Source organism: Myxococcus sp. CA023, from assembly GCF_010998615.1.
In the GTDB taxonomy this organism is placed as follows: domain Bacteria; phylum Myxococcota; class Myxococcia; order Myxococcales; family Myxococcaceae; genus Myxococcus.
Genome location: NZ_JAAEAH010000049.1, coordinates 46,948 through 72,007, shown reverse-complemented (window position 1 = coordinate 72,007; position 25,060 = coordinate 46,948). Strand labels below are relative to the sequence as shown.

13 protein-coding genes are annotated in these 25,060 nt (G+C 71.8%); 2 read left to right on the top strand and 11 right to left on the bottom strand.

The genetic code is table 11. The features are described 5' to 3' along the window. Positions 1–1,603: apolipoprotein N-acyltransferase (gene lnt / locus F8M74_RS21890; RefSeq protein ID WP_240462303.1), on the top strand; the 1,603-nt coding region annotated here is incomplete at its 5' end. A 123-nt stretch (positions 1,604–1,726) separates the two neighbouring features. Here the strand turns inward: lnt and F8M74_RS21885 are convergent. Both F8M74_RS21885 and F8M74_RS21880 read right to left on the bottom strand, forming a co-directional pair. Then, a complete protein-coding gene (locus tag F8M74_RS21885) occupies positions 1,727–2,608 on the bottom strand; it encodes a hypothetical protein (protein WP_216620247.1) in 882 nt (293 codons plus the stop codon). A gap of 51 nt (positions 2,609–2,659) precedes the next feature. Further along, positions 2,660–4,183 carry a GMC oxidoreductase gene (locus F8M74_RS21880; RefSeq protein ID WP_141253283.1) on the bottom strand — a complete coding sequence of 508 codons (1,524 nt, stop codon included), beginning with the start codon at positions 4,181–4,183 and terminating at the stop codon, positions 2,660–2,662. A gap of 145 nt (positions 4,184–4,328) precedes the next feature. Between F8M74_RS21880 and F8M74_RS21875 the strand changes: the two genes are divergently transcribed. Beyond that, entirely contained in the window at positions 4,329–5,219 is an 891-nt protein-coding gene (locus F8M74_RS21875; protein WP_141253284.1) for an alpha/beta hydrolase, read from the top strand. Positions 5,220–5,222: 3 nt separating this feature from the next. Here the strand turns inward: F8M74_RS21875 and F8M74_RS21870 are convergent, their stop codons facing one another. From F8M74_RS21870 to F8M74_RS21830, 9 genes are all read right to left on the bottom strand, one after another. Next, the gene (locus tag F8M74_RS21870; protein ID WP_141253285.1) at positions 5,223–6,680 is read right to left on the bottom strand and encodes a reverse transcriptase family protein; all 1,458 of its coding nucleotides are present in this window, start codon (positions 6,678–6,680) and stop codon (positions 5,223–5,225) included. Between the two features lie 400 nt (positions 6,681–7,080). Further along, complete coding sequence (locus tag F8M74_RS21865; RefSeq protein WP_141253286.1) at positions 7,081–8,934, bottom strand: SWIM zinc finger family protein; 1,854 nt, start codon at positions 8,932–8,934, stop codon at positions 7,081–7,083. Then, positions 8,931–15,467, bottom strand: coding sequence for a HEAT repeat domain-containing protein (locus tag F8M74_RS21860; RefSeq protein ID WP_171410323.1), 6,537 nt, complete (start codon positions 15,465–15,467; stop codon positions 8,931–8,933). Before F8M74_RS21860 ends, F8M74_RS21865 begins: the two co-directional genes overlap by 4 nt. An 85-nt stretch (positions 15,468–15,552) precedes the next feature. Beyond that, positions 15,553–16,440 carry a cupin domain-containing protein gene (locus F8M74_RS21855; protein WP_141253288.1) on the bottom strand — a complete coding sequence of 296 codons (888 nt, stop codon included), beginning with the start codon at positions 16,438–16,440 and terminating at the stop codon, positions 15,553–15,555. A 15-nt stretch (positions 16,441–16,455) separates the two neighbouring features. Beyond that, entirely contained in the window at positions 16,456–19,188 is a 2,733-nt protein-coding gene (locus tag F8M74_RS21850) for a hypothetical protein (RefSeq protein WP_141253289.1), read from the bottom strand. Positions 19,189–19,206: 18 nt separating this feature from the next. Then, entirely contained in the window at positions 19,207–20,061 is an 855-nt protein-coding gene (locus F8M74_RS21845; protein ID WP_228559253.1) for a phospholipid scramblase-related protein, read from the bottom strand. 49 nt (positions 20,062–20,110) lie between these two features. Then, on the bottom strand, positions 20,111–23,290 hold the full coding sequence (locus F8M74_RS21840) for a carboxypeptidase-like regulatory domain-containing protein (protein ID WP_141253291.1): 3,180 nt from the start codon (positions 23,288–23,290) through the stop codon (positions 20,111–20,113). A gap of 90 nt (positions 23,291–23,380) precedes the next feature. Then, entirely contained in the window at positions 23,381–24,082 is a 702-nt protein-coding gene (locus F8M74_RS21835; protein WP_141253292.1) for a 1-acyl-sn-glycerol-3-phosphate acyltransferase, read from the bottom strand. Positions 24,083–24,185: 103 nt separating this feature from the next. Then, entirely contained in the window at positions 24,186–25,055 is an 870-nt protein-coding gene (locus F8M74_RS21830) for an alpha/beta fold hydrolase (RefSeq protein WP_228559255.1), read from the bottom strand. Between the last annotated feature and the right edge of the window lie 5 nt (positions 25,056–25,060).

Genomic DNA, 25,060 nt, shown 5'->3' with positions numbered 1-25,060 from the left:
GGGGTGGCACCTGGGGACGGCGCTGCTCGGTGTCCTGGGGACGACCCTGCTGTTCGCGCTGTTCGGGCGGCTGGAGGCGCGCTGGCTGGCGCTCGGCTGGGTGGCGATGGTGCCCTGGCTCGCGGCGTTGGACCGGGCCCGCTCGGCGCGTGAGGCGCTGGGCCTGGGCGTCCTGCTCAGCGTGACGTTCACCGCCGCCGTCTTTCATTGGTTCCCCGGCGCGCTCCAGGCGTACTCGCGGGCGCCCACGGCGGTCGGTTGGGCGCTGTTCCTGCTGGTGGCGCCGCTGCTCCAGCTCCAGTTCCCCGCCGTCGCGCTGGCCCGGTACGCGGCGCGGCGTCTGGCTCGGGAGGGGCAGGGCTGGTTGCCGCCCCTGGTGGGGACGCTCGCGTACGTGGGCGTGGAGGGCGTCACGCCCAAGCTCTTCGCGGACACGTTGGGGCATGGGCTCTATGCATCCGAGTGGCTGCGGCAGGGCGCGGACGTGGCGGGCGCGCCGGGACTCACGCTGGTGTTGCTCCTGGGCAATGAGTGTGTGCTCGCGGCGTTTCGTGCCTGGAGGGGCCATGGGGCGCGGGCCGCCTGGAAGCCCGTGGCGGGGCTGGCGACGTTGGTGTTCGTGCTGTCGGGGTACGGCGCCTTCCGGCACGCGCAGGTGCGCGAGGCGACCCGGGCTGAGGGCGGGCTGGTGGTGGGCGCGGTGCAGGCGAACATCACCCGCTACGAGAAGCTGAAGGCGGAGATGGGCGCCTACGAAGTCGTGCGGATGGTGCTCGACACGCATTACGCGATGTCGGACGTGCTGCTGCGCGACGGACCGGTGGACCTGTTGGTGTGGCCGGAGACGGTGTACCCCACTCCTTTTGGAGCGCCGCGCAGCGAGACGGGCGCGGCGCTGGACGCGGAGATCGCCGGCTACGTCTCCGAGCGCGGGGTGCCGCTCGTGTTCGGCACGTATGACCTGGAGGGCGAGCGCGAGTTCAACGCGGCCATGTTCCTGGGGCCCTCGGCGCGAGGTGACGGTGGGCTCGAGCGCGCCGCGTATCGCAAGACGATGCTCTTCCCGCTGACGGAGTGGGTGCCGGACGCCATCGATACCCCCACGCTTCGCGAGTGGCTGCCGTGGACGGGACGATGGAAGCGAGGGCCCGGGCCGCGGGCGGTGAGCTTCACGCTGCGCGACGGACGCCAGCTCCAGGTGGCGCCGCTCATCTGCTACGAGACGATTTTCCCCGAGTATGTCGCGCAGGGCGTGCGGCAGGGCGCGGAGCTGCTGCTCACGCTGTCCAATGACTCGTGGTTCACCGGCACGCCCGCGCCCCGGTTGCACCTGATGCACGCGGCCTTCCGCAGCATCGAGACGCGGCGGCCACAGGTCCGGGTGACGAACTCGGGTGTGACCGCGCTCATCGACAGCACGGGCGCGGTGGTGGCCGAGGTGGACGACAACCAGCGCGCCGGCCTCACCATGCGCGTGCCGGAGACGGCCGCGCTGACGACGCTCGCGCTGGCGTGGGGTGACTGGCTGAGCCCATGGGCGCTGGTGTCAGCGGTGGTGGGCCTCGCGGGCGCGGTACTGGCGCGGCGGAGGGCTCGGTCCTGAGAGGCTTGAGGCCGTAGCGGGGATGCTCCGTGCCACCGGCACACTGGCTCAGGCGGTGCACGGTGGCTGCGAGCCGCTACGCTTCACGGCAAGCTCGCAGCCTGGTTCCGCTACCGCCGTTCATCACCCAATGGATTGCGAATCGAGACGCGCACCCCGCATGGCGCGCACCGAGCGCGTGAGGCTCTCGATGGAGACCGTATGGCCGCGCTGAGCCAACCGCTCGGCGAGCACCGCCATCGATGCGTCATCGCCGAGCGACATGAGCTCGCGGCAGGGAGGGTCGCTCGCCAGCCACGCGAGCGCCTCGCGTGTTGCGAGTCCCTTGCTTCCGCGCAGCCGATTCTCGACCTCGGGCCGCAGCGCTGAGCGCCCTTCATTCGCGAGCGCCATCGCCCGGCCAAAATCGAGGTTGCCGCGTTCATCGAAAGCGGCGGGTTCGAACATCTCCTCGAACGTCGCGTGGTCGTGGATGTCTGGGGCGAACTCGCGCCAACCGGTCGACCCACACACCAGCGTCCGCCGGCACCGGTCCGCGTCGATGCTCGTGTTGCCGTCGAGCAACACGAGCGCGGCTTCGCACGAGCGCGCCCACAGCACCGCGCCGCCGTCGCCCCACGTTCCGCTCACGATGCCGAGCCCATCGCCGACGACCAGGTCGCCCTCGATTCCGACGCGCGCGCTCGCGGCGAAGCGCACGTTCCTCGCGCGCACGTCGCCGGTCACAATCAGCGTGCTCGTCAGGTAATCGTCGGTCGTGCACACCAGGTCGCCGCGCGTCTCGAGGTCGCCGTCGACGATGACAGCCCAGGGGCCGGGCCCACTTTCGAGCGTGTCGTCGAGGCGCAGACCTGCGTTGACGATGCGAGGCACGACGATGCCGTTGGTCTCCGGGTCGTTGAGTTGCTCGGTCTCGAGGAACGAGGCGAGCCAGCTCGCCCCAGCAAATCGCCTTGCGACCTCCGCGAACGTCGTCTCTTCACCGAGCTCGTCGACTTGAATCATCGCGAGCACGCTACGGCATGCAGCGCCGGAGCCACAACGCTCGCCACCACGTCACAGCCGCCCGGCCTTGAACTCCTCCACGATGTGGGCGCTGGCACGCACGGCGATGGCCATCATCGTCAGCGTGGGGTTCTGCGGTCCCTGGGACGGGAAGCAGGCACCGTCGTTGATGAAGAGGTTGGGCACGTCCCAGCTCTGATTGTAGGGATTGAGCACCGACGTCTTCGGGTCCGTGCCCATGCGCGCCGTGCCCACCTCGTGGATGGCCATGCCCGGCGTGGACAACGTGGCGTTGGCCTTCTCCACGGTGAAGCCGGCCGCCTCCATCATCTCCTTGCAGGCCGCCAGCGCGTCCTCGGCCATCTTCAGCTCATTGGCGGAGTGCCGGCATTCGATGTGCGCGGCGGGGATGCCCCAGCGGTCCTTCACCGTCGGGCTGAGCGTCACGCGATTCTCCGCGCGCGGCACCATCTCCCCGAAGGGCACGAAGTGGCAGTTGTCGCCGAAGGTGAAGACCTGCACGCCGTAGCCGCGCGCGAAGTCCTGCTCCTTCGTGGCCACGTTGCGGAACTGGGGGATGTACGCCCAGCTATGCTCCTGCCGTTGGGCTTCGGGAGGCAGGTTCATCTTCGCCTCGATGCCCAGCATGTACGTGTGGTCCATCAGGTTGCGGCCCAGCTGCCCCGACGCGTTCGCCAATCCGTCCGGGAACGCGCTGCAGCGCGAGTGCAGCAGCAGCCGCGTGGATTCAATCGCGCCCGCCGCCAGCACCACCACCCGCGCGTGGGCCTCGTAGGACTTGCCCGACCTCGCGTCGAGATAGTGCACTCCCGTGGCGCGCCCCGTCGCCGCGTCGTACAGCACCTGGTCCACCACCGCGTTCGTGCGCAGCGCGAGCCGGCCCGTCTTCAACGCGGCGGGCATCGTCACGGGCGCTCCCGCCGTGCGGCGGACGATGACGCGGCGTTCCGGCCAGCGGCGCTCCACCTGTTCCTTCAGGCGCTGCTCCGCGGGCGTCATGGTGATGGCACCCGCGAAGACGGAGTCCGGCAGCATGTCCAGGCCATCCGCGTTGCCGTGGATGCCCATCCACCGCTCCACCGTCTCGTAGTGCGGCGCCAGGTCCGCCAGCGTCAGCGGCCAGTCCGGCCCCTGCCCATCCTGCGTGCCTGCTTTGAAGTTGAAGTCAGACAGCCGGTAGAACTGGCGCCCGTGCGCCTTCACCGACGTGCGCCCGCCCACCTGCCGCGCACGAATCCACGTGAAGGGCTGGTCCTCCGGCGTGGTGTAGGGATTGTCCACGTCGTCGACGAAGGCGTGCGGGTGGAAGGGCCACGCGAAGGTGGTGCTCTGCACCGGCTGGCGCACCTTGCGCTGGTCGTCCGTCTCCGCCAGGTAGCCGAAGGATTGGCGCATGCGATGGAGCATCCACAGCATCCGGTCCGCGCCCATGCCTCGGCCCGCTTCGAGCACCAGGACGCGCAAGCCTGCTTCCGTCAGCTGCTTGGCTGTCCAGCCGCCGCAAGCGCCACCACCCACCACCACCACGTCGAACATCGTCCTGGATGTGCCCACAGGTTTCCTGGCGCGACAGTGCCGTCTTTGATGGCACTGTGAGTTGTCTATGTGGAGTGTAAGCTGCTCGGTACGTGGCGGAGCAACGTGGGTCCCGTCTGCACTCCTGGGGTTCAAACACCCCAGCTTCCTTCAACGAGGTCCAATGAAGTGGCGGTGGCTGTTGGGTGGAGCGCTCGCGCTGGGGCTGCTGGCCGCGCTGGCGGTGTTCGGTAGGGCGCTGCGTCATTCCGAGGCCTACTTCCACTACCCACGTTCCAAGGCCGAGCGCCCCGCTGACTTCGCCGAGGCAAAGGACGTTTCGCTTCAGACGTCGGACGGGCTGTCGCTGCGGGGCTGGTACGTGCCGTCCCGGAACCGCGCCGCCGTGGTGCTGGCGCACGGCCTGTCCCAGACGCGCGCGGACCTGCTGCCCGAAGCGCGAATCCTGCGAGCCGCGGGCTATGGCGTGCTGCTCTTCGACCTGCGCGCTCACGGTGAGAGCCAGGGCGAGTTCTCCACCTGGGGAGACCTGGAGCGCCGCGACGTGCGGGCCGCGCTGGACTTCGTGCGCGCCCAGCCGGACGTGGACCCGGAGAGGGTAGGGGCGCTCGGCTTCTCGATTGGCTCTGCGGCCGTGGCGGAGGTGGCGGAGGAGGACCCGGCGGTGCGCGCCGTGGTGCTGCTGTCCCCGTTCAACACCCTGTGGCTGGCCGCCGCGTATGACTTCCGCCGCTTTGGCTTCGTGTCGCAGTCCGGGGCGCTGGTGCCCTTCTGGCGGCGCGGCATTGCCCTGGAAGAGGTGCGCACCATCGACGCGGTGGAGCGCATCCGCCCCCGACCGCTGCTCATCGTCATGGGGACGGAGGAGTCCGGGCAACCGCTCGCCGACGAGCTCTTCGCAAAAGTGCGCGAGTACGCCCAGACATGGCGCATCCAGGGCGCAGGGCACGGGAACTTCATCGCCACCGAGCCGGAGGCGTATCCCCGGCGGCTGACGGACTTCCTCAATGCCGCGTTGCTGGCGCGCGGCATTGAGGAGACGGACGCGCGCTGAGCGTCACTCCGCCTGCGGAGCCGCGCTCGTCGTGGACTCCAACTCCGTGAGCTGCGCCAGGAAGGCGCGGCCCTTGGCCGGGTCCGTCATGTGGATGAAGGCGGCCATGCCCTTGAGCTGCTCCAGCGACTCGCCCTCGCGGCCCGGCTTGCCCTTCTTCCGGTTGTGGATGGCGGCGCGCAGCTGGCGCACCACGTCGCGCGGGACTCGGGCCGCCGGCGCGTCCTTGCCCGCCGCATTCACGACCAGCCCCGTCACCCGCTGCCGCGTGCCCTTGCGCGCCACGCGCGTCTTGTCCGGGTGCACGCGGAAGCCCTCCGCCTCCACCACTTCCTGCACGCGAGACAGCAGCACCGCCACCGGGGGGCGCTGCGTCCGCCGCGCCTTGGGCTGCTTCGCCTTCGTCCATGAGAAGGTCAGGTCGTCCGCGTAGCGCGTGTACGTGAAGCCCAACCGCTTCGCGAGCGCGGACAGTCGCTTGTCCAGCTTCAGGCACAGCGCGTTGGTGATGCCCGGCGACGTGGGCGCGCCCTGGGGCAGCGCGCGCGGGCCCTTGGCCACGTGCAGCAGCTTGCCCCGGAACTGCACCGCTTCCCGTGGCGCTTCCGTGGACAGCAGCGACAGCAGCGTGGCCGTGCCCTCCGGCAGGCCGCCCTTGCGCAACAGGCCCTTCACCCGGCGCCAGGTGACGGAGGGGAAGAAGTCCTTGAGGTCCACCTTCACCACCACGTCCGCGCCCTGGTGGGCCAGCGCGTTGGTGAGGATGGAGCGTCCCGCCACGAAGCCGTGCGCCGCGCCGTGCACCGGCAGCCGCTCCACGACGTTGGACAGCACCCAGCGCTGCGCTTCCTTCAGCTCCGGCTTGGGCGACGTAATCGTGCGCTTGCCGCCGTCCCGCTTCGGAATCGTCCAGCTCACGTAGTGCGTGGCCGTGTCCACCTCGCGGTGGAACGCGAACCAGCGCAGCTTGGACACGCTCAGCCCCAGCGCCTTGGCCAGCGCCTCCGCCGAGTCCAGCTCCGTCAGGCCGTTGGCCCGGGCGCGCTCCTCGCGGTGGGGCACGTCGAACGCGTCGGCCGGGCGGTCCTCCGCCCAGTGCACGCCCGCGCCCAGGTGTCCCACGTGCGTGGCCTTCCACGCCTCATGCGCCTGACGCTTCAGCGCGCGGCGCTCGGTGGCCTCGGCCTTCTTCTTCTCCTTCCAGGCCTTCTTGTCCTTCTCGGAGGCGCTGGAGAAGTCCAGGTCCTCCACCGCGAGGCCCTTGGAGACGAGCTGCGCCTGCACCCATTCGTCAGCGCCGCCCGCTTCGTCGATGGCCTTCGCGCGGACGAGCAGCGCTTCGTGCGCGAGCCGGCGGGCTTCACGCCGCGCGGCCGCGTCTGGCGACGGAGCGGTGAGCTCGGGCGTGGGCACGGCCTGCGGCGAAGCTGCGGGGACGAACGGGTCCAGCCTGGCGGTCATGTCTGCACCTTGGGCGGGCGCGGCGATGGAAGACGGGACATGGCGCGAGCAGTCGAGGGAGGCCGGGAAAGCACCACCATCTCACCTGGGGCACGGTAGCCTCACCGGCTCTCCCCTCCTAGGCACTACTGCCGGGGTGGGTAAACGGCGGTCGCGTCGTTGGCTCCGCTACCCACCCTGGCAGTAGTGCCTAGGAGGGAGAGAGCCAAGAACAGGCTACCTTGCGGAGAGTGTCCTGCATTTCAACCGGAGCGGCGCAACGCCGCTCCCGCGCTCGAGGCGCTCAGGCTGATGCACTCCGGACCTCTCTCGGCTGCTCGCGCGTGAAGCGCACGTCGTCGTCTCTTCGTCGCACCTGTCCTGCCGGCCGCTCGTGGCGGCCGGGCCGTGGTTGAAGGGTTTACACCAATGCCGAGGCCGCGTCGATGTAGCCGTCAGCCGCCAACTTCTCCAGGCGCGCGAAGTACGCTCCGCGCGCTTCCGCATCCGAGTCGAACCAGAGCCGCTGGTGACGCGGCGTGCCCGTGCGCGGGCCCCACTCCACCGCCACCACCTGACCATCCAGGGAAACCCGGTACACCGTCTCCAGGCCGCTCTCCGCGTCGCGCCGCACGTAGGAACGCGTCTCCGCGCGGATGAGCTTGCGGCCCTCGGGCGTCTGCCGCAGCGCCTCTTCCTCCGCGCGGCGGCGCGCGTAGGCCAACCGCAGCGCCAGCAGGTGCTCGCAGGGGCCTTCCCTCAGGCCGGAGCGCCGGTGGTGCGGGCACCCGCAGCTGGCATCCTTCACGCGGCCTTCCAAATCCAACGTGAAGCTGGGGAAGAAGCTGCGCAGGGCCTCGCGGTCCACCACCTCGCCGTGGATGCGGATGCCTTCGCCCACCACGTCGTGCACCTTGGTCAGCTTCACCTCGCCCGCGCCCGGAGCGCCGTCTCCGCCCAGCAGGCGGTGCGCCCGCGCTTCCAGCTCGTTGCCGTAGCGGATGACAGCTGCATCCACCGGCGTGGGCATCAGCTCGCGCGGACGGTACTGGCCGCGCGCCACGTCGAAGAGGATGCGTCCGCGCAGGCACTCCAACTGGAGCGCCGCGCGTACGGACTCCTTGGGCGCGCCGGCACTGGCGGCGAGCGTGTCGAAGGGCAGGGGGCCTTCGGTCCGCAGCCGGTTGCGAAGCTGCTCCGCCAATCCGTCCGGCACCGCGCGGGGCATCAGCACGTCGAAGGCCGCGGCGGAGGACCAGCCGCTCTCCGTCCATCCCGTGAGGCCCAGCGTGAGCGTGGCCGCGCCCATGTCGATGACCCAGAACACCGGCAGGCCGGGGCCCATCAGCTGCACCCGCACCGACTTCGCGTGGGGCAGCAGGCGCGCGAGCGCGGCCAGGCGCTGACGGCCGAAGGTGCGCACCACCGCGGGCGTGGTGCCGTTGTACGTGCCGCCGTGGCACTCCAGCACCAGCTCCCACGGCTCCAGCACCAGCCGGGGCGGGGCGCCGGGCACCAGCTCGAAGCGCAGCGCGCGGGGGGCCTTCTTCGCCTTGCGAGCGCGCAGGGCGAAGAGGAGGTTGTAGAGGTCGATGGGCGCCAGCTCGCAGGTGCTCGCGGGCAGCGTGGCGGCGGACTGCACCTGGAGGAAGCCGCGCAGCCAGGCGTGGGGCACCTCCACGTTCCGCGGGGTGCGTGCCGGCTGCGAGGCCGGCGTGGCCAGCGCGACGTGCGCCTCCAGGGAGACGGGCACGTAGGTGCGCAGCCGGTCCACTCGGGCGGGCAGCTCCGGCGGAACGTCCAGGAAGGTGGAGCCGTGCGCGGCCTCGCGGCCCTCGAAGAGGCGGTTGTCGAAGGACAGCCGGGCGTAGGCGCTCTCGTCACGGGAGAAGACCTCCAGGGACACGCTGTCGGGGTCCACCGTGAGCACGGGGTCCAGCACCGCGTCCTGCTTCTTCTCGCCGTCCAGCGCGTTGTCCAGGAACGCCTTCTGCGCCTCCCAGATGAGCGCGCTGGCCCGCTTGCCCTGCTTCATCAGGTAGGCGAGGTACGCGGTGCGGTCCTTGCCCCGGTAGCGCAAGTCGCTGGCGAGGATGCCGAAGGTGGAGGCCAGCGCGTCGCGGAAGAGGGCTGCGTCGGTGACGCGGCCGCTCACGCCCACGGTGCCGCGCGAGCCCTCCAGGGCCAGGCGGACGCGGGAGCTGTCCGTGCCGGACTCGACGTCGCTCGCGGTGGCGTAGCGCAGCTCGACGGGGTGTCGGGTGGCGGTCGTCACGACGGGTTCCCTTCCTTCCGGTTCCGGGTGCGCTCAGCGGCCCGGCGTGCACGTTTGTGAGCGCGCCAGGCGGCCTTGCGCAGCTCCACGGTTTGCGACTTGTCGAAGGCGGCCTCGTGCAGCAGCTTCGCCGCGTCGTCTCCGCCCAGGCGGCCCAGCGCGGCCCACGCGTCCTGCCGCGTCTCCGGCTTCGCGTCGGTGGCCAGGGACTTCAGGGGCTCCAGCGCGTGGGCACCCAGCAGCGTCGGCACCGACAGCCGGCGACCCTCGGAGGTGGCCAGCAGCTCCCGTGACGTCCGGGCACCCATGGGACCGAAGGCCACCGCGTCGAAGGGCTTCACTTCCAGTGCCCAGGCGGTGGCGCGCTCGGGGGCGAGCTTCGCCAGCGCATCCGCCGCCGCCGCCCGCACCCGCGCGTCCGGGTCCACCAGCGACTTGCGCAGCGTGTCCGCCGCGGCGGCGCGCTCCTTCTCGTTCGTCAGCACGGCCGCCGGGGCCTGTCCGGTGAGCGTCAGCGTGCCCCCGGGCGTGCCCAGCCGGCCCAGGGCGCGCGCTGCCTCCTGGCGCGCGGTGCCCGGGGCCGCCGTCTCTCCGCCCTGCAGGATGGTGCGGGCCGAGTCGACAATGCCCGCGGCGCCCAGGCGGGAGCCCGCCCACAGCAGACGCTCCCAGGCGCCTTCCAGCACGGCGCGCCTGGACGGCGCGGCGGAGGTCCAGTCCGTGGCCGTGCGGCGCTCGGCCGTCACCAGCGCGCGGGACAGCGCGGCCAGGTCCACCGTGCCGGGCTCGCGGGCCTCACCCGTCCAGGTGCCCACCAGCAGCGCGGCCTCCTCGCGGGCCTCCGGCTTGTCGTGGCCCAGCAGCGCCACCACTTCCGGCAGGGGCAGGGCGCCCCGGCGTGCGAGCCCGCGCCGCAGGCGCAGCCGCAGCGTCACGTTGTCCAGCGTGGCCAGCCGGGGCACCAGCAGCGCCGGGTCGCCTTCGTTGGCGAGGTAGGCCGCGGCGGGCGCGGAGATGTCCGGGTAGCGGCTGGCCACCGCGTGGAACTCCACCCGCGTGCGCTCGGTGGGGAACAGCACGTCGAGCGCCTTGCGCGCCTCCTTGCGCAGCTCCTGCTGGGGCGCGTCCAGCGCGGCGGCCAGGGCCGTCTCCGCCGCGGTGTCCTTGAGCTTCCCCAGCTCCTGGGCGGCGGTCAGTTGCACCGGCAGTGCCGTGCTCGTGTCGCCGAGCAGCGCCTCGATTTTCACGCGGGCGCGCTCTCCGCCGATGGCGCGCAGGCCCTTCACGCCGGCCTGCTGCAGCACCAGCGTGGCGCCCTCCACCGCGGCGGCCTCCACCTTCTCCTCGACGCGGCGGCGCTCCTCTCCGTCCGGCAGCTTCGCGGCGAGCCGGCCCAGGCCCTCGATGGCGGCCGACACCATGCTCGGCTCCACGGGCGCTTCCGCCGTGCCGCCCGCGGCCACCGTCTCCAGCTCGGTCAGGGCGCGCGCGTCACCCAGCGTGCCCAGGGCCAGCAGGGCCCGCTCGCGCTGGCCGTCCTCGCCCGCGCGGGCGTACAGCATCAGGGGCCGCAGCGCGCTGGCGCCGCCCTTGAAGGCCACGCCTTCCGCGGCCGGCAGCATCAGGTCGCGCGAGCCGCCGCGCAGCACCGCCTCCAGCGGCTCCGCCGGGGCGCCGTGCTCGATGACGCGCTTCGCGTAGGCCTCCACGGCCGCGCCGCTCACGGCGGGGAAGCGGTCCGTGAAGAGGCTGACCAGCAGCTCCGACTGGCCGGCCTCCGCGCCGTGCTCCAGGTGCCGCAGGGCCTCCAGCCGCACGGCGACGTCGAAGCTCTTCACGGCCTGCCGCAGGAACGACACGGCCAGCTTCACGTCGCGCTTCTTCACGTCGGTGCCGGCCACCGTCATGGCCGCGGTGACACACTCGCTGCGGATGACGCCCTCTGCATCCGTCTGGCACTGGCGGGCCAGCACCTCCAGCGCCTCGGGCCGGCGCGTGTTGCCCAGGGCCGTCACCAGCCGCTTGCGCTCATGGTAGTCCAGGGCCGCGGGCAGCCGGGCGGCCAGCGCGGCCACCGAGGCGGGCGTGGCCAGCCGGGCCAGGGCCTCCGTGGCGCGCTTCGCGGCGCTCGCGTTCTCTGCGCGCAGGAACGTGGCGAGCACCTCCACCGCGCGGTCATCGCCACGCCACGCAAGCAGCTCCGAGGCGCGCAGACGCAGGTCCTCGTGCTCGCTGGCCATGGCGCGTCCCAGCGCCTCGGTGACGCGCGAGTCGTTGGCGCCCGCCAGCCGCTCGATGACGCCCACGCGCAGGTCGGCGTGCTCGCTGCCCAGCGCGGCCAGCAGCGGCTCCAGGCTGCCGGGTGGGCTGAGCTTCTCCAGCAGCTCGAAGGCGTAGCGGCGCACGTCCGTCAGCGGCGAGTTCAGCGCGGCGGTGATGCGCGGCTTCGCGGCGTCACCCCGCGTGGCCAGCTCATCCAGCGCCGCGCGCGCCACGTCCGGCGCCAGCGAGGCCAGGGCCAGCGCCAGCGGCTCATCGCTCCCGGCGGGGAAGAGCTCCTTCAGCCCGGCCAGCGCGGCCTTGCGCACCAGTTGGTGAGGGTCTTCCAGGGCGCGCAGCAAGGCGGCCACAGCGGCGGGCGTGCCGGCGAAGCCCTCCAGCGTGAGCTTCACCACGCGGTCCACCGCGTCGCGACGCACGCGGTGGCTCTCATCGTCGCCCGTGGACACCTGCCGCAGCAGGCCGACGTAGGCACCGAAGGCCAGCCGGCGCAGGTGCTGCCGCTCGGCCTGGGCGGAGGCCTCGGGCGAGGCGGCGGGGGCATCCGTCTTCACGGCGGAGAAGATGCGCCGCAGCCAGTTCTTCGCGGGTGTGGCCTGCACAGGCGAACTGGTGGGTGCCGTCTCCGGCTTCCAGGGCGCATCCAGCGTGCTCGGCCGCGCCACCTTCTTGGCGTGGCGGAAGTACTCCAGCGGCTTGTCGCGCAGCAGCAGCACCTGGGCCGCCGCGTAGCGCTGCTCGGGCTGGAGGCTGGACAGGGCCTCCGCGAGCCCGACGACGTACTTCACGCGCTCCTCTTCGGCCGGCCAGTCCTTCATGTCGGCCACCTTCTCCGGCCGAGGTGGCAGCAGGGCTTCCACCAACTGGGCACGCGCCGCGTCCGGCTCCGTGCGCAGCTCCAGCGCGCGGGCGGCGGCGTAGCGGACCTCCGGCCTGCCACTGGAGAGGGCGCTGGTGAGCAGGTCGGGCGGCTCGCCCCGGCGGCTGGCGCGCAAATCACGGGCGAGGACGATGGCGAACACCATCTCCTGCACCTCGCGGGCGCGGTCCTCCAGGCCGTGCAGCAGGCCGCCGTCACCCTCGAGGCCCAGGGCCGCGAAGGAGAGGATGGCGCCCAGCCGGATGGGGAGGTGGTCGTGGCGCAGGTTGCCGGTGAGCACCGGCAGGGCACGCACGTCACCCAGGCGGGACAGGCCGTCCGCGGCCCAGGAGCGCACCGCCACGTTGGCGTGGCCCAGCGCGTCCAGCAGGAAGCCTTCGTCGCCCCGGCGAGCGGCGGTGGCGAGCCCGCGGCCGCCCTGCTCCTGGAGGTCGCCCAGTTCGTGCGGCAGCAGCACGGTGGCGAAGAAGGTCAGCAGGCGCCGCGAGCCCAGTGACGCCAGGGCCCGCGCGGCGCGGATGCGCAGCGGCACCAGGAAGGCTGGAGGGTAGAGCCGCTCCAGGTCCTTGTCGGTGATGAACGCGCGCATCGGCTCGATGATGTCTTCGGCGCCACGCGGAGCCAGCAGCTCCACCGCGCGCACGCGCACCGGCAGCGGTGCCGCGGAGAGCCCGGCCAGCAGGGGCCCGTTCTCGTTGGGCACCAGCTTGTCCAGCGCCTCCAGCGCGGCCACGGCGACGGGGACTTCCTCGTCCTGGACGCGCTTGAGCAGCGGCGAGCGCAGGGGCTCGATGGGGGCGTGGATGGCGCCCTTCGCGGCGTGCTCCCGCAGCGGCGCGTGCGTGGTGGCGAGCGCCGCCAGGTGGGCCTCCGCGTGCTCCTTGCCCACGTGCTTCACCCACGCGTCATACGCGGCGGTGGCCACGCTGGTGTCGCGGTCCTCCACGGCCTTCTTCAGCCGCTCCAGCGCCCAGCCCTCGGCGGCGCGCTGTGCCAGCACCTCCACCGCTCGGTGGCGCAGGTCGGGGAAGCGGCCCGCCAGCGCGCGGTCCAGCGCCTTCTCCGGCGCCTTCTCGTTCCAGGCCCACAGCGTGCGGAAGGCCTCGCCGCGCACCTTGCCGGACTCGTCCTCCAGCGCGTCACCCAGCAGCGGCTCCGCGCCCGGCGTCGCCGCGCCCAGCTTCACCAGCCGGTCCAGGCCGCGCACGCGCACGTCCTCGTGGCCCGAGCGCAACGCGGCCTCCGCCGACGCCAGCGGCGCGTCCGCGTCCAGCGCCACCACCGCGTCCAGCGCGGCGGCGCGCACGTCCGCGTTCTCGTCGTCCAGCATCCACACCAGTCGCTCGCGAGCGCGCGCGTCCTGGAGTGCCTGGAGGGAGGAGGCAGCCACCCGGCGGATGGCGGCGTCCGGCTCGCGGGAGAGCTGGAGCAGCGCGCCCAGCGCCCGTGCGTCGCCCAGCTGTGCCAGGCCGCGAGCGCCGCGCACGGCCGTGTCCGGCGTGCGGCAGGCCATGGCGGCCAGCAGCGGCTCCAGGTCGCTCTCGGTGATGGCCGCGCCCGTGGTGCCCTGCGCGGGCATCGCATCGCGTGCGGCCTGGAGCTCCGCGTCGGTGATGGGCGGATTTCCCGCGACGCCCTGCGCACGGCGCGCGCGCTGGACCAGCCAGCGGGAGACTTCCTTGGTGCCCCGGCCGAAGTCCTCGTCGCGTGACTCCAGCGCGTGGGACAGCGCCCGGCGCTCCATGACGCGCACGGTGAAGGCCGTGCGGCGAACGCCGGGGTCCGCGTCATCCAGCGCGCGGGCCACCAGGGCCTGCAACTGCGCGTGGCCGAGCAGCCCGCCCGCCACGGCGCGGATGAGCACCTCCACCTTGAGCTGGGAGGGGCCGCGCTCGAAGGCGGTGCGCAGCGGCTCGGCGCCGTCGCCCGGCACCACCTGGGTGAGCGCGTCCAGCGCGGCCAGTCCGACCGCGCCCTGGTTGTCCGCGAGCTGGCCGGCGATGAGGCCCGGCACCAGCGGGGACGTGCCTCCCAGCTTCGCCAGCAGCTCCAGGCCCAGCACGCGCACTTCCGGGTGCTGCGAGCCCAGCGCCGCGCGCGGCGCGGACAGCGGGGACTCAGGCTCCAGCGCGACGAGCGCGTCCAGCGCGGCCTTGCGCACCATCGGATGCGAGTCGTCCAGCCGCTCGCGCAGCTTGGGGCGCGCGGCGGTGCGGCCCTTGTCCGCCAACTCGCGCACGGCGAGCCGCCGGACCTCCGCGTCCTTTTCCGAGGACAGCACCTGGAAGAGGAAGTCTAGCGCCTCCGTCTCCTCCAGCGCGGCGGCCTCGCGCACCGCGGCTTCGCGGCGGGGACGGCCGGCCTTGAGTGATTCCGTCAGCAGGTCGATGCCGTGCTGGGACGTGTCGTGGTCGCCCGCGGGCGAGCCATCCACCGCGAGGCCGAAGCGGTGCGTGCGGCGGTCATCCCCGCCCGTGAAGACGGAGCCCAGGGACGTCTTCGCCAGCCGCGGATTGGCCGGCGGCACGAAGGCGAGCGCCTGCACGGGCTTGCCCCCCGCGTCGAGCGAGCGCGGCTTGCGGCGAACGTCCAGGCGCCAGACCTTGACCTGTCCGTCGCTGCCCGAGGACCACACGCGGTCGCCGGGCTCTTCCTCACCCGGCTTGGCGGTGGGCGTGGGCGGGAAGAGCAGGGCGAGCACCGGGCCGGCATGGCCGGTGTCCTTCTCGCCGCGGACCTCGAACTCCACCGCGCCCACGAGGTACCAGATGCGCAGCTTGCCGTCGTCACCGGCGGACACCAGCCGGCCGTCGCGCGGCGTGAAGGCCAGCGCGCGCACGGCGCCTTCGTGGCCGGCCATGTCGCGCTGCGCGCCAGTGGCCACGGTGAAGACGCGCACCACGCCGTCGTCACCCGCGCCCGCCGCGTAGGTGCCGGAGGGGTCCACGGCCACCGCGCGCAGGGGCTGGGTGGACGCCTTCCACTCGTGCATCTTGCGCGTGGACTCCCAGTCCCAGGCGCGCACGACGCCGTCCGCGCCCGCGCTGAAGAGGAGCGTGCCATCCGCGCTGGAGGCGAGCGCCGTGACGCCGCCAGGGTGCACGTCATTGAGCTGGAACTGCACCTGCCCGTCGGACAGCGTGCCGATGCGCACCGTGCCATCCGCGCCGGCCGCGGCCCACTGTCCACCGGACAGGGCGAGCGCGTTCACCGCGGAGGGCAGCTCCGTGCTCCACAGCACCTTGTTGGTGCCCGGCTCGAACGCGGTGAGGCGGCTGGCGGTGGATGCGCGAGCACCGCCCACCAGCAGCAGGCGCGCATTGGCCGCGAGTGCGCGGACCTTCTCGATGTTGCCGATGGCGAGTACGGGCATCACGCTCCTCAGTGGCTGGTCTTCTTAGCACCAGCGCCCTCAATAGAAGAGCGCGCAGTGAAGGGGTTCGCGGTGCCGCGCGCCGTCAGCGCCCGTTGCCCCGGATTCCCGTGGAGCGCAGATAGAACCGGGCCGTCTGCGCGAGGAAGCGCAGGGGGTAGCCGGGGTCGGCGAGCTGGCGCTGGAGTTCACCGCCCAGCTCCGACAGCAACGTCCGCAGCAGCGCCAGTTTGCTCGGGTCGTCCAGGGTGGACGCACGCCCCAGCGAGGGCATCCGCCGCCGCCACACCGGGCTGCTGGCCAGCGCGGCCCTCACCCCGTCGAGGAGGTCCAGGAGCGTGGGCGGCATCAGGCCGATGGAGATGGACAGCGCCTCCTCGGTTGCCTGCGCCATGTGCCAGTGCCCGCCTGGGATGTAGATGAAGTCCCCGGCGCCCAGCGAGTGCGTCTCCACGGGCGTCTTCTCCTGCGCCGCCAGGGAGCCGCTGGGCACGGACTCCGGCAGGGGCACGGGGTGGAGCGTGTTCTCCCGCAGCAGGTAGTCCTTGCGGCCCGCCGTCTGGAGGATGAACACCTCCTCCGGGTCACAGTGCCAGCCGAAGCCGTGGTGCCCCGCGGGCGTGCAGTAGATGTGCAGGTTGATGCGGCCGTGCAGCTCCGCGCTGAAAGCGCGCGCCAGCTGGGCCAGGTCCGGGTGGTGCAGGTCCGGCTGCCGCAGCGCGAGCGTGTAGCCCTGTGCGAACAGCTCCCGCGCCGCCTTCGCTGTCGTGGGCCTGTCTCCCGGGTAGGGCACGCCCTGGCGCGCGAGCAGCACGTCGCAGGCCGTCTCCTCGACGAGGAAGTCGATGGTCTCCCAAGTCCCCAGGCGCTGGAGGCGCTCCGCGGCGGAAGCGCCGGTGAAGGGACGCCGCTGGTAGTGCTCCTGGAGGAAGCGCTCCCGCGGAAAGCCATTCAGCAGTTCATCGAGCAGCATGGGCGTTCAATCTGCTCAGGCGCTTCCGAGTTGGGCATCCGGGTGCGCGGCCCGCAGCTGCACCAGTGAGGCGAGGCAGCTCTGCCATTCCCCCTTGGCCAGCGAGCCGGTGAACTCCTCCAGCACCGGGGCCACCACGCGGGCGAAGGCCGCGTCGTCCAGGCCCAGGTCGCGCACCAGTTCGATGACGCGGCGCTTGGCCACGCTGGCGGATAGGCGCTTTTGCACCTCGCCCTCGCGGGCCTCCTTGGCGCGGCCCGGCGGCAGGCCGAAGAGCATCTTCCGCAGGAAGGTGCGCAGCGCGTCCACGTTGGCGAAGCGCTCCGTGCCACTGGCGGCCGGGGCCTCCTTGGCGCCCGCGGGCTTCCACCCCTCCGGGAGGTGCGTGGGGCGGTGCTTCTCCCAGAGGAGCCGCACCGCGAACAGGCCCACTTCGCGGTCCGCGCTCTGCATCAGCCACGCGAGCCGCTCGGCGCCGCCCAGCCGCGCGTAGTGCCGGCGGATGAGCTCCACCGCGACCTCGCGCGTGCTGCGCTTGGTGCTCTCCGTGAGGGAGAACACCTTCACCGGGTCCAGCTCCTCCGGCTGGAGCGTGTGCCGGGCGTCCGCGCCTTCCTCGCCCGCGCGCAGCAGGGCGTCATAGGCCAGGTTGCGGACCTCCTTCGCCTCGGCGTCCGCCAGCTCGTACACGCGCGTGTGCCAGCCCCAGGCGCGCAGCTCCGCGCGGGCAATGGCCAGGGCGAAGCGGCGCACGTCGTCCCGCGAATCGGTGAGCGCGGGCCACAGCAGCTCCGGCGTGTACGCCTTGCGCGGCGCGCGGGGCTTGAGGTTGTAGGACTTCGACTCCGGCTGCTCCGGCCCGATGACGGGGTGGTGGCAGCGCAGGTACGTCTGCGCGAAGGCGCGCACGGGCACCGGCTGCTTCGCGCCCAGGGCCAGCTCGAAGAGGCGCTCCAGGCCCGCGGCCGCGTCGCCCGAATCGCTGAAGTCCGCGGGGGCCACGTTCTCCAGCAGGTAGCGGTGCGCGAAGCCGTGCAGCTCCGGGTCGGCGCGGCGGGCCAGCGCCAGCAGCCAGGGCACGGTGAGCTGGCGCGCGGTGAACAGTTTGCGGTTGCCCAGCAGGCCCAGCGCCACGCCTCGGTACTTCGCGCTGAAGACGCGCGCCTTCACCTGCTCCACGTCCAGCCCGGGCAGGCTGTCCGCGCGCATGAGCGCCTGGGTCGCCATGTTGCTGATGCGGGGATGGGCGGCCTTCTCCAGCAGCCACTCCGGACCGATGGCAGCGGCTGGGTAGGCCGACAGCGCCCGCATCGCCAGTCCTTCCACGGGGTGGGGCTTCTTCTGCAGCCGCGGGTCGTCCAGCAGCGCCTTCCAGAAGTCCGCGGGCAGCTCGGTGGCGCCGTACTTGGAGCTGATGAAGCCCTTCACCCAGTTGAGCTGCTCACCGGTGCCCAGGTACATGTCGCGCAGGAAGTCCGCGGGCAGCTCCGCCCGGTCGAACGACTGCGCCAGCGCGCCCGCCGCGAAGGACGAGGTGGCCTTGTGCTGCAGGAGCCGCCCCAGCAGCGCCACGCCCAGCTCGCGCGGGTTGCGCTTCTCCAGCGTGGCCGCGGCGAAGGACTTCACGTCCGGGGCGCCCTGGGCCACCAGCTCCTCCAGGCGCTCCGCCGGCAGGTCCTGCGCGTGGGCGCGGGCGTACTCGATGGCGTAGGCGCGGGCCTTGGCGCTGGGAGACAGGAGCAGCGCCAGCACCGCCTCATGCAGGCCGAGCTCACGCAGCCGGCCCTGGTGGAACTCGGGCGAGCCCTGCAGCGTCTCCACCAGGAAGTCGTGCGCGCTGCCCAGCGGCCGGCGGGCGAGCCGGTCCAGCCACGCGGGCGTCACTTTGCGCAGCGCCTCCGGGAAGTCCTTGCGCAGGCCCTGGATGGCGAAGCTGGCGGCGGGGTCCGACTCACACACGTCCAGCAGGCGCATCAGCGCGTCCGGCGAGCGCTTCCACGCGTCCGGGAAGGCGCGGTGCTTCACCATGTCGCCCGGCGGCGGCATGGCGAAGGAGTCCTGCGTGTACTTGCCGCTGCCGTGCGCCCAGATGTGGTGGGCCACCCAGACGCCGTACCAGGAGGTGTCCGTCGCGTAGTGGCGCAGCACCTCCACCGCGAACTGCGGGTAGAGCTCCGGCACGGCGGCGCCCAGGTGGCGCAGGTAGCGCCAGGCGCGGCGGCGCAGGTAGGTGAGGGTGCCGCCGGAGACTTCCCGGCTGGCGCTGGGGCGGTGGCGCTCCACGTCGAAGCGCCAGGCGAGCACGCCGAACAGCTCCGCGTCGTGGTTGGCCTCCGCCAGCTTGTAGATGCGCTTGAGTCCGCCCCACAGGCCGAAGCGCAGGTCCGCGCGGCGGGCGATGTCCATCAGCGCCGCGCGCGAGGCCTGGGTGCCGCGCTGGTAGAGCGCCACCAGCAGGTCGGCCAGGGCCAGGCGGGGAGGGCGGGGCACGTCCTGCTGCGCCAGGTAGCGCTGCCACGCCTCGGAGGAGGCCTGACGCCGCCCGTCCGACTCGTAGTGCGCCCGGGCCTGGGTGAGCGTCCGGAGGAGCGCGTCGAAGGTGAAGGCATCCTTCGGCAGCGGCTTCTCCGGCGTCTGCTCGGGCTGCTCGAGCAGGGCGAGGACGGCATCGGCCAGGTCAGGGGACTCGGCGCGGACCAGCCGCTCCAGGTCTGCCGCGCTCAGCGCATCGCTCGTGGACGTGGACATGGAGGGGGATTTACCACGCTACTTCTTCCAGAACATCAACGCGTCGAACAGGTCCAGCCCCGGGCCCAGGGCGGCGCGGGGGCTGTTGTTCTCGAAGTACGTCAGGTCGACGAGCAGGGCGACGGCCAGCACCAGCTGCCGCAGCCGGAAGTCGGTGCACTGGGGCTGGAAGTCGAGGGTGAAGGTGTCCGCGGCGGAGAAGCTTTCCTGGAGGAAGCCACTCCGGCGTTTGCGGACCACGGCCACTTCCACGTCATTCTGGAAGATACGGAAGGTCCAGGGTCTGAAGAGCGGGCCCTTCACGGTGGCGATGACGGCGCCGCCGGGCGTGACGATGTCCAGGTGGCGTCCCAACAGGGTGAAGCGCTGCTGGATGCGCGCCATCAGCCGGCCGTCCCAAGCCAGGATGTCCGCCTTCGTGAGGAGGATGCTCCAGGGACGCTCCACCACGAGCGCCACGATGCCGCCCAGCGTCATGCACTCCATCCGGGCCTTGTAGAAGGGCGAGAAGGTCCGCCGGAGCATGGCGCCGAAGCCACGGGCCTCCTCCTCCACGTACAGCGCGACGCGCCCCGTGTCGTCGCACACCTCGTAGCGGTTGCGCGTCTGGGCGCCGAAGAAAACCTCCAGGCCTTCGCGCATCTGCCGCATGCGCAGCGCGGGCGTCTCCATCATCCCCTGCACCGACTGGCGCAGCTCGGTGCTCATGTGGCGCGGGTCGCCCGGGAGCCCCTTGCCCGCGCCGGACGGCACCTCGACCTCGGAAAGCGGTTCCAAGGCCGCGCTGGAGGGCGCCTCCGGCTTGCGGGGGGCGCGGCCACGCCAGTCCAGCTCCAGCTCGGTCGTGTCCGCCAGGGGGCGCTTGTCGCTCATCCGCTTCACTCTAGGCGTGGGCTGGGACAACCGATAATCGCACTCGCGCTCAGGGCAGGGGCCGTGGTGTTACCTGGATGTCCCGCTCCAGCGTCTCCCCCTCCGCGAGGAAGAGCTCCTCCCGGTGGACGGTGAAGCGGGCGGGCTTCTCCTCTTCCAGCAGGACGATGAACGTGTACGCCCCAGCCGGGAGCTGCTCGTACACCAACACGCCCTCCTGGCTCTTCGTGGACGCTCGGATGTCTCCGAAGCGGGCCCGCGTGCGCAGCTCCCGGCCGGACACGGTCGGTGGCACCGTGCCCGACAGCAGCGCCTGGTAGGTCCCCACGTCCGGCTTGACCGGAGGCATCCGGACGCCGAGTCGCATCGTGCCGCCACCGGTGGCTTCCGTGAAGGCGAACGTCACCTTCCCCATGGGGGGGACCTTCACGCGCTGCGGAAGGAAGGCCACGCTGCGGCCTTCCGCGTTCTGTCCCATGGAAGCCGACAGCGTGTAGGTGCCCGCCGGGACGTTCCGGGCCTGGAACGTCCCCAACGCTTCGTCCACCGAGGCGGAGTAGTCCCCGTCGTTGGCCACGAGCTGCACGATGGCTTCCGCGGGCTTCCCGTCGCGGTCCTTCAGGGTGCCGTCCACCTGGGCGCCCGGATACACCTGCAACTCCAGGGCTTCGTCACCCGTGCCAATCCGATGGCGCATGATGGGGTGACCCTGGTTCGTCTGGACCAGCACGTCCAGCGGGCGCGCTTCCAGCAGTGGGAAGGCGAAGGTGCCATCCGGTTGGGAGACGTCCACGGCCAGCGCGGTGACTTCCTCCAACGCGCCACCTTCACCCGGCAGGTGGACCTCGACGATGGCATCCTCGATGGGCTTCGACGTCGCCGCGTCCACCACCCGGCCGCGGACGTTGCGCCCAGCCTCCAGCCGCACCTGTCCCAGGTCCAGGTCCTCGCCCGCGGAGACCTTCACGTCGCGCACGGCGCGCGTCAGCCCGGGGGCCTCGAAGGTCAACCGCAGCTCACCCTCGTCGCGGGGGGAGAGCATGAAGGCCCCCTCCGGGTCCCGGAAGGGATCATGGTTGATGGTGAAGCGGGTGATGGGCGAGCCATCCCCGCGCACCACGCGGCCACGGATGCGGCCCTGGCTCCGCAGCACCAGCCGCACGTCGCGAGCCCCCGACCTGGCGAGGACCGAGGGCGGGGACATGTTGGGGACGCGGGGCTCGGTGGCTTCGAACTTGTAGCCCTCTTTCGACACGCGCAGCGAGCACTCGCCCTCCGGCAGCGAGTGCAGGACGAAGCGGCCCTCCGCGTCACTGGTCGTGAGGACGGGGTGGACGGCTTTCCATCGTTTCGAGGGGGAGGTCGCGTCCACCGTCGCGTTCGCCACCGGGCGCCCGAGCTCGTCCACGACGATGCCGGAGACGGGCTCTCCGGTCTCCAGCCGCAGGGTGGTCTTCACGGTCTCGGTGCCGCGCACGGTGACGGTGTGCGGCGTCGCGTGCTCGATGGCGCTGCTGTCCACCCCGGCCTTCAGGGTGTAGGTGCCCGGGGCCACGCTGACGATGATGAAGCGCCCTTCTTCGTCTGAGATGGTCTCGAGTGAGGACGGTGCGTCGCTGTTGTCCACGAGACTGAGCATCATGCGGTCGAGGGGCACTCCCTGTGCGCTGGTGACGGTGCCCTCCACCCGGCCCGCCCCGCGCAGCACCACGTGGAGCGCCGTGTCAGGCGCGTTCACCGTGACCTGCTCATCCAAGTGGTCATCGTTGCTGAAGGCGAGTGTGTAGCGCCCGGCTTCGGGGAACGTGAGCTCGAAGCGTCCGTGCTCGTCCGAGGTCGTGGCGTCCACGCTGCGGAGGTCTGTCTCGGACTCGGTGCGCGTCTCCTCGTCCAGGTCGATGTCCACGCCGGGCACGGGATTGCCCTGGGCGTCGGTGACGGTGCCCTGGACGAGGTGTGCGCTCTGGAGGGTGAAGTCCAGACGATGGCCTGGGGCGGCGACGGCGTCATGGAGCAGGCCCAGGAAACCGGAGGCCATGACGTTGAAGATGTAGGGCTCCAGCCGCAGCGGCCCTAGCCTGAACCGGCCGTCCGCCGTCGTGGTGACGTAGTCCACGGGAGGGGACCGTCCCCTCGCCGCGCCGGCCCCCACGGTGGCTTGGGGAATGGGGCGCCCGGACTCGTCGCGCACGGTGCCTTCCAGGTAGACGAGCGTGCCCAGCCGCACGGTGGTGTCCGCGTCCCCGCTTTCCTCGGTCAGTGTCACCGTGGCGAAGCCGTGCTCGCCCTGGTGCTCGGCGCGTACCTCGTAGTCGCCCGGCGAGAGCGGCTCGAAGGAGAAGCGGCCTTGGTCGTCCGTCACGGTGACAGACGACGTGTACGGCACGTGGACCTCCGCGCCGGACACCGGCTTGTCCTGGGCGAGCACGCGCCCGGACAGCCGCCGCGGCGGATGGAGGACGATGGGGTCGAGCTTCGCCGCGTCCACATTCTGGAGGGAGTCCGTCAGCAGGCCCTCGTGGGTGGCGACGACGGAGTAGGCGCCCGGCGGCAACGGGCCGAACGCGAAGCGGCCGTCCGCGCCAGCCTGGGCGTCGAAGAAGCGGGAGTGGTCCTGGTGGAAGAGCGTCAGCCGTGCACCGGGCAGCGGTGCGCCGGATTCGGCGATGACGCGGCCGGGAAGGAAGTGGCCCGTTTCGAGGACGAGCTCCACGTCTTGCGTGCCGGTGCGGACGTCCAGCGCCAGCGTGGCGTGCCGCTCCCCGATGGCCCACAGCGCCACGGTGCCCTCGGGCAGTCCTTCGAGCAGGAATGTCCCGTCCGCGGAGGTGGCGCCCTGGGCCACCACGGGCGTGTCGCCGTGGCCCACTTCGACGAGCTCGCGCACCAATTCCTCGGGCTCGCCGATGCAGCTGCTGGAGGACAGCGGCAGGCCCGGGGCACGTGTGTCACAGGGGCGCGCGGACAGGGACTCGCTGGGCATCTCCCGCGTGGCGGAGAGCTGGATGCCCGCCGCGGGGTGGCGCTGCGGGTCGAGCACTCGGCCGCGGAGCGAGTGGTTGCCGCGCGGCGGTGGCGTGGGCTCGCCGACGTCGCGTCGCGACGCACTTCGCTGTGCGGTGGAGCGGGGGGGGCCAGCACCCTCGTTGTCCTGACCATGGACGAGCGCCACGGCCAGCACCAGCGCGAACCCACCGAGCGCGACCATCACCACCGGCTGTTTGCGCATCGCGTTCCTTGGAGAGCCCCGCCTCGAACCCGGCGTGCATTTTTGCCTGGGTTCCCGAGCCGGTGAAAGGGGCGGGCCTGGAGGAATGCGTCAGGCGCCGGGCGTCAGCGCCTCGATGCGTGCCTTTTCCGAGACGATGAGATTCCGGACGTGCTCACGCAGGGACGCCACGTCGGTGAAGGCGCTGAGGTCGACGGGGGGCATGACCTGGACGTGGCAGCGGGCGGTGGTCTCCAGCACCAGGCCGTGTTTGGGCAGGGTGCGCGCGGTGCCGGTGAGGACCACGGGGATGACGGGGCAGCGCTGCTTCAAGGCCAACGCGAAGGCGCCGTCCTTGAAGGGCTTCACGACGCCGTCGGAGGAGCGCGTGCCTTCGGGGAACATGAGGATGGGCACGCCGCGAGACAGCCAGTATTCGCAGTCGGCCATCATCTTCGTGATGCTCGCCTTGTCACCGCGCACCAGGGGGACATAGCGGTTGAGCCGCATGTTCCAGCCGATGAGCGGCAGCTTGAAGTTCGACGCCTTGGAGACCCACTTGAAGGGGCGGTAGAGGCCGAAGAGGACCAGGATGTCGCCGAGCGACTCGTGGTTGGACACGAGCACGGCCGGGCCCCGCCAGGGCAGGTGTTCGCGGCCGTCGACCTCCAGGTGCCAGAGCGGGTTGACGTAGAAGTAGAGCTGCGCCCAGAAGCACGAATACAGGTGCAGGACGCGCCCGTTACGGTCGAACGGCAGCGTGACGAGCCAGACCAGCACGGCGCCCACGAAGAGCACGGCGCTGGAGAGCATCAGGAACGCCCAGAAGACGATGGAGAAGAGGAGTCGAATGGCGCGCGCAGTGTGCCACAGGCTCGCGGCAGGTGGGCTTGTACTTGAATGTGTCGCGCGGGGCCTACCGGGCGAGCAGCGACGTGAGGATGGGCTCGGCATGCGTCCACAGCAGTGCGCCCCCGGCGTCTGGCTCCACGCGGCGCCGGGCCGTGGGAATCCTCGTCGCGAGCGTCTGTCCATGGTCGGGTGAGTGAACAGGGCTGGTGTCGAGCCCGCCGTACCAGAGGTCCACCGGCACGGAGAGGGACTCGGGCTCGAAAGGCCAGCGGGACATGGCCAGCACGGTGTCTCGTGCGTAGCCCGCAGTGCCTTGTGAGAAGGCTTCATCCAGCGCGCGCCGGTACGCTTCGGAGAAACGTGGCTCGGTGTACACGGCACGGTCCGCTTCGTGGCTCATGCCGATGACCATGTTCCACATCATCTTAGCGCTCATCCCCGCGAAGAATGCCTCGGCTTGGGCGGGCTCCGTGGCGGTGAGGTCCACCAGTTTCGCGACGTCAGGATGGAGAAGTGCGCGCACGGCCGGGTGTGCCAGTTCGTCCCCGCCTGAAACGAGCGCGACCGCCTCCACCCCCTGCGTGGCCGCGCAAGCGAGGGCGAAAGGCGCGCCCTGGGAGAAACCCACCGCGCGAAGTCCGTTCAGCGCCCGAGCAACACGGAAGTTCCGGATGTCACTGGCCCAGTCCAGGAGGTTCCGCTGCGGCATGGGCGTGGACGCCCCCAGGCCTGGTCTATCGACGGAGATGAGCCGGACGCCCGTTTTCTCCAACACCGCCGAGCCAAAGCCCAACCATCGGCTGGTCGCCGCTCCCGGACAGAGCAACACGGGCCTGCCTGTGAGAGGACCCCGCTCACTCCAGCCCAACACGCGCCCGTCGGGCAGTCCTGTCGTCCCCTGTCGTTCGGGGTTCTGCATCTCGGTGGTCGTCATGGCTC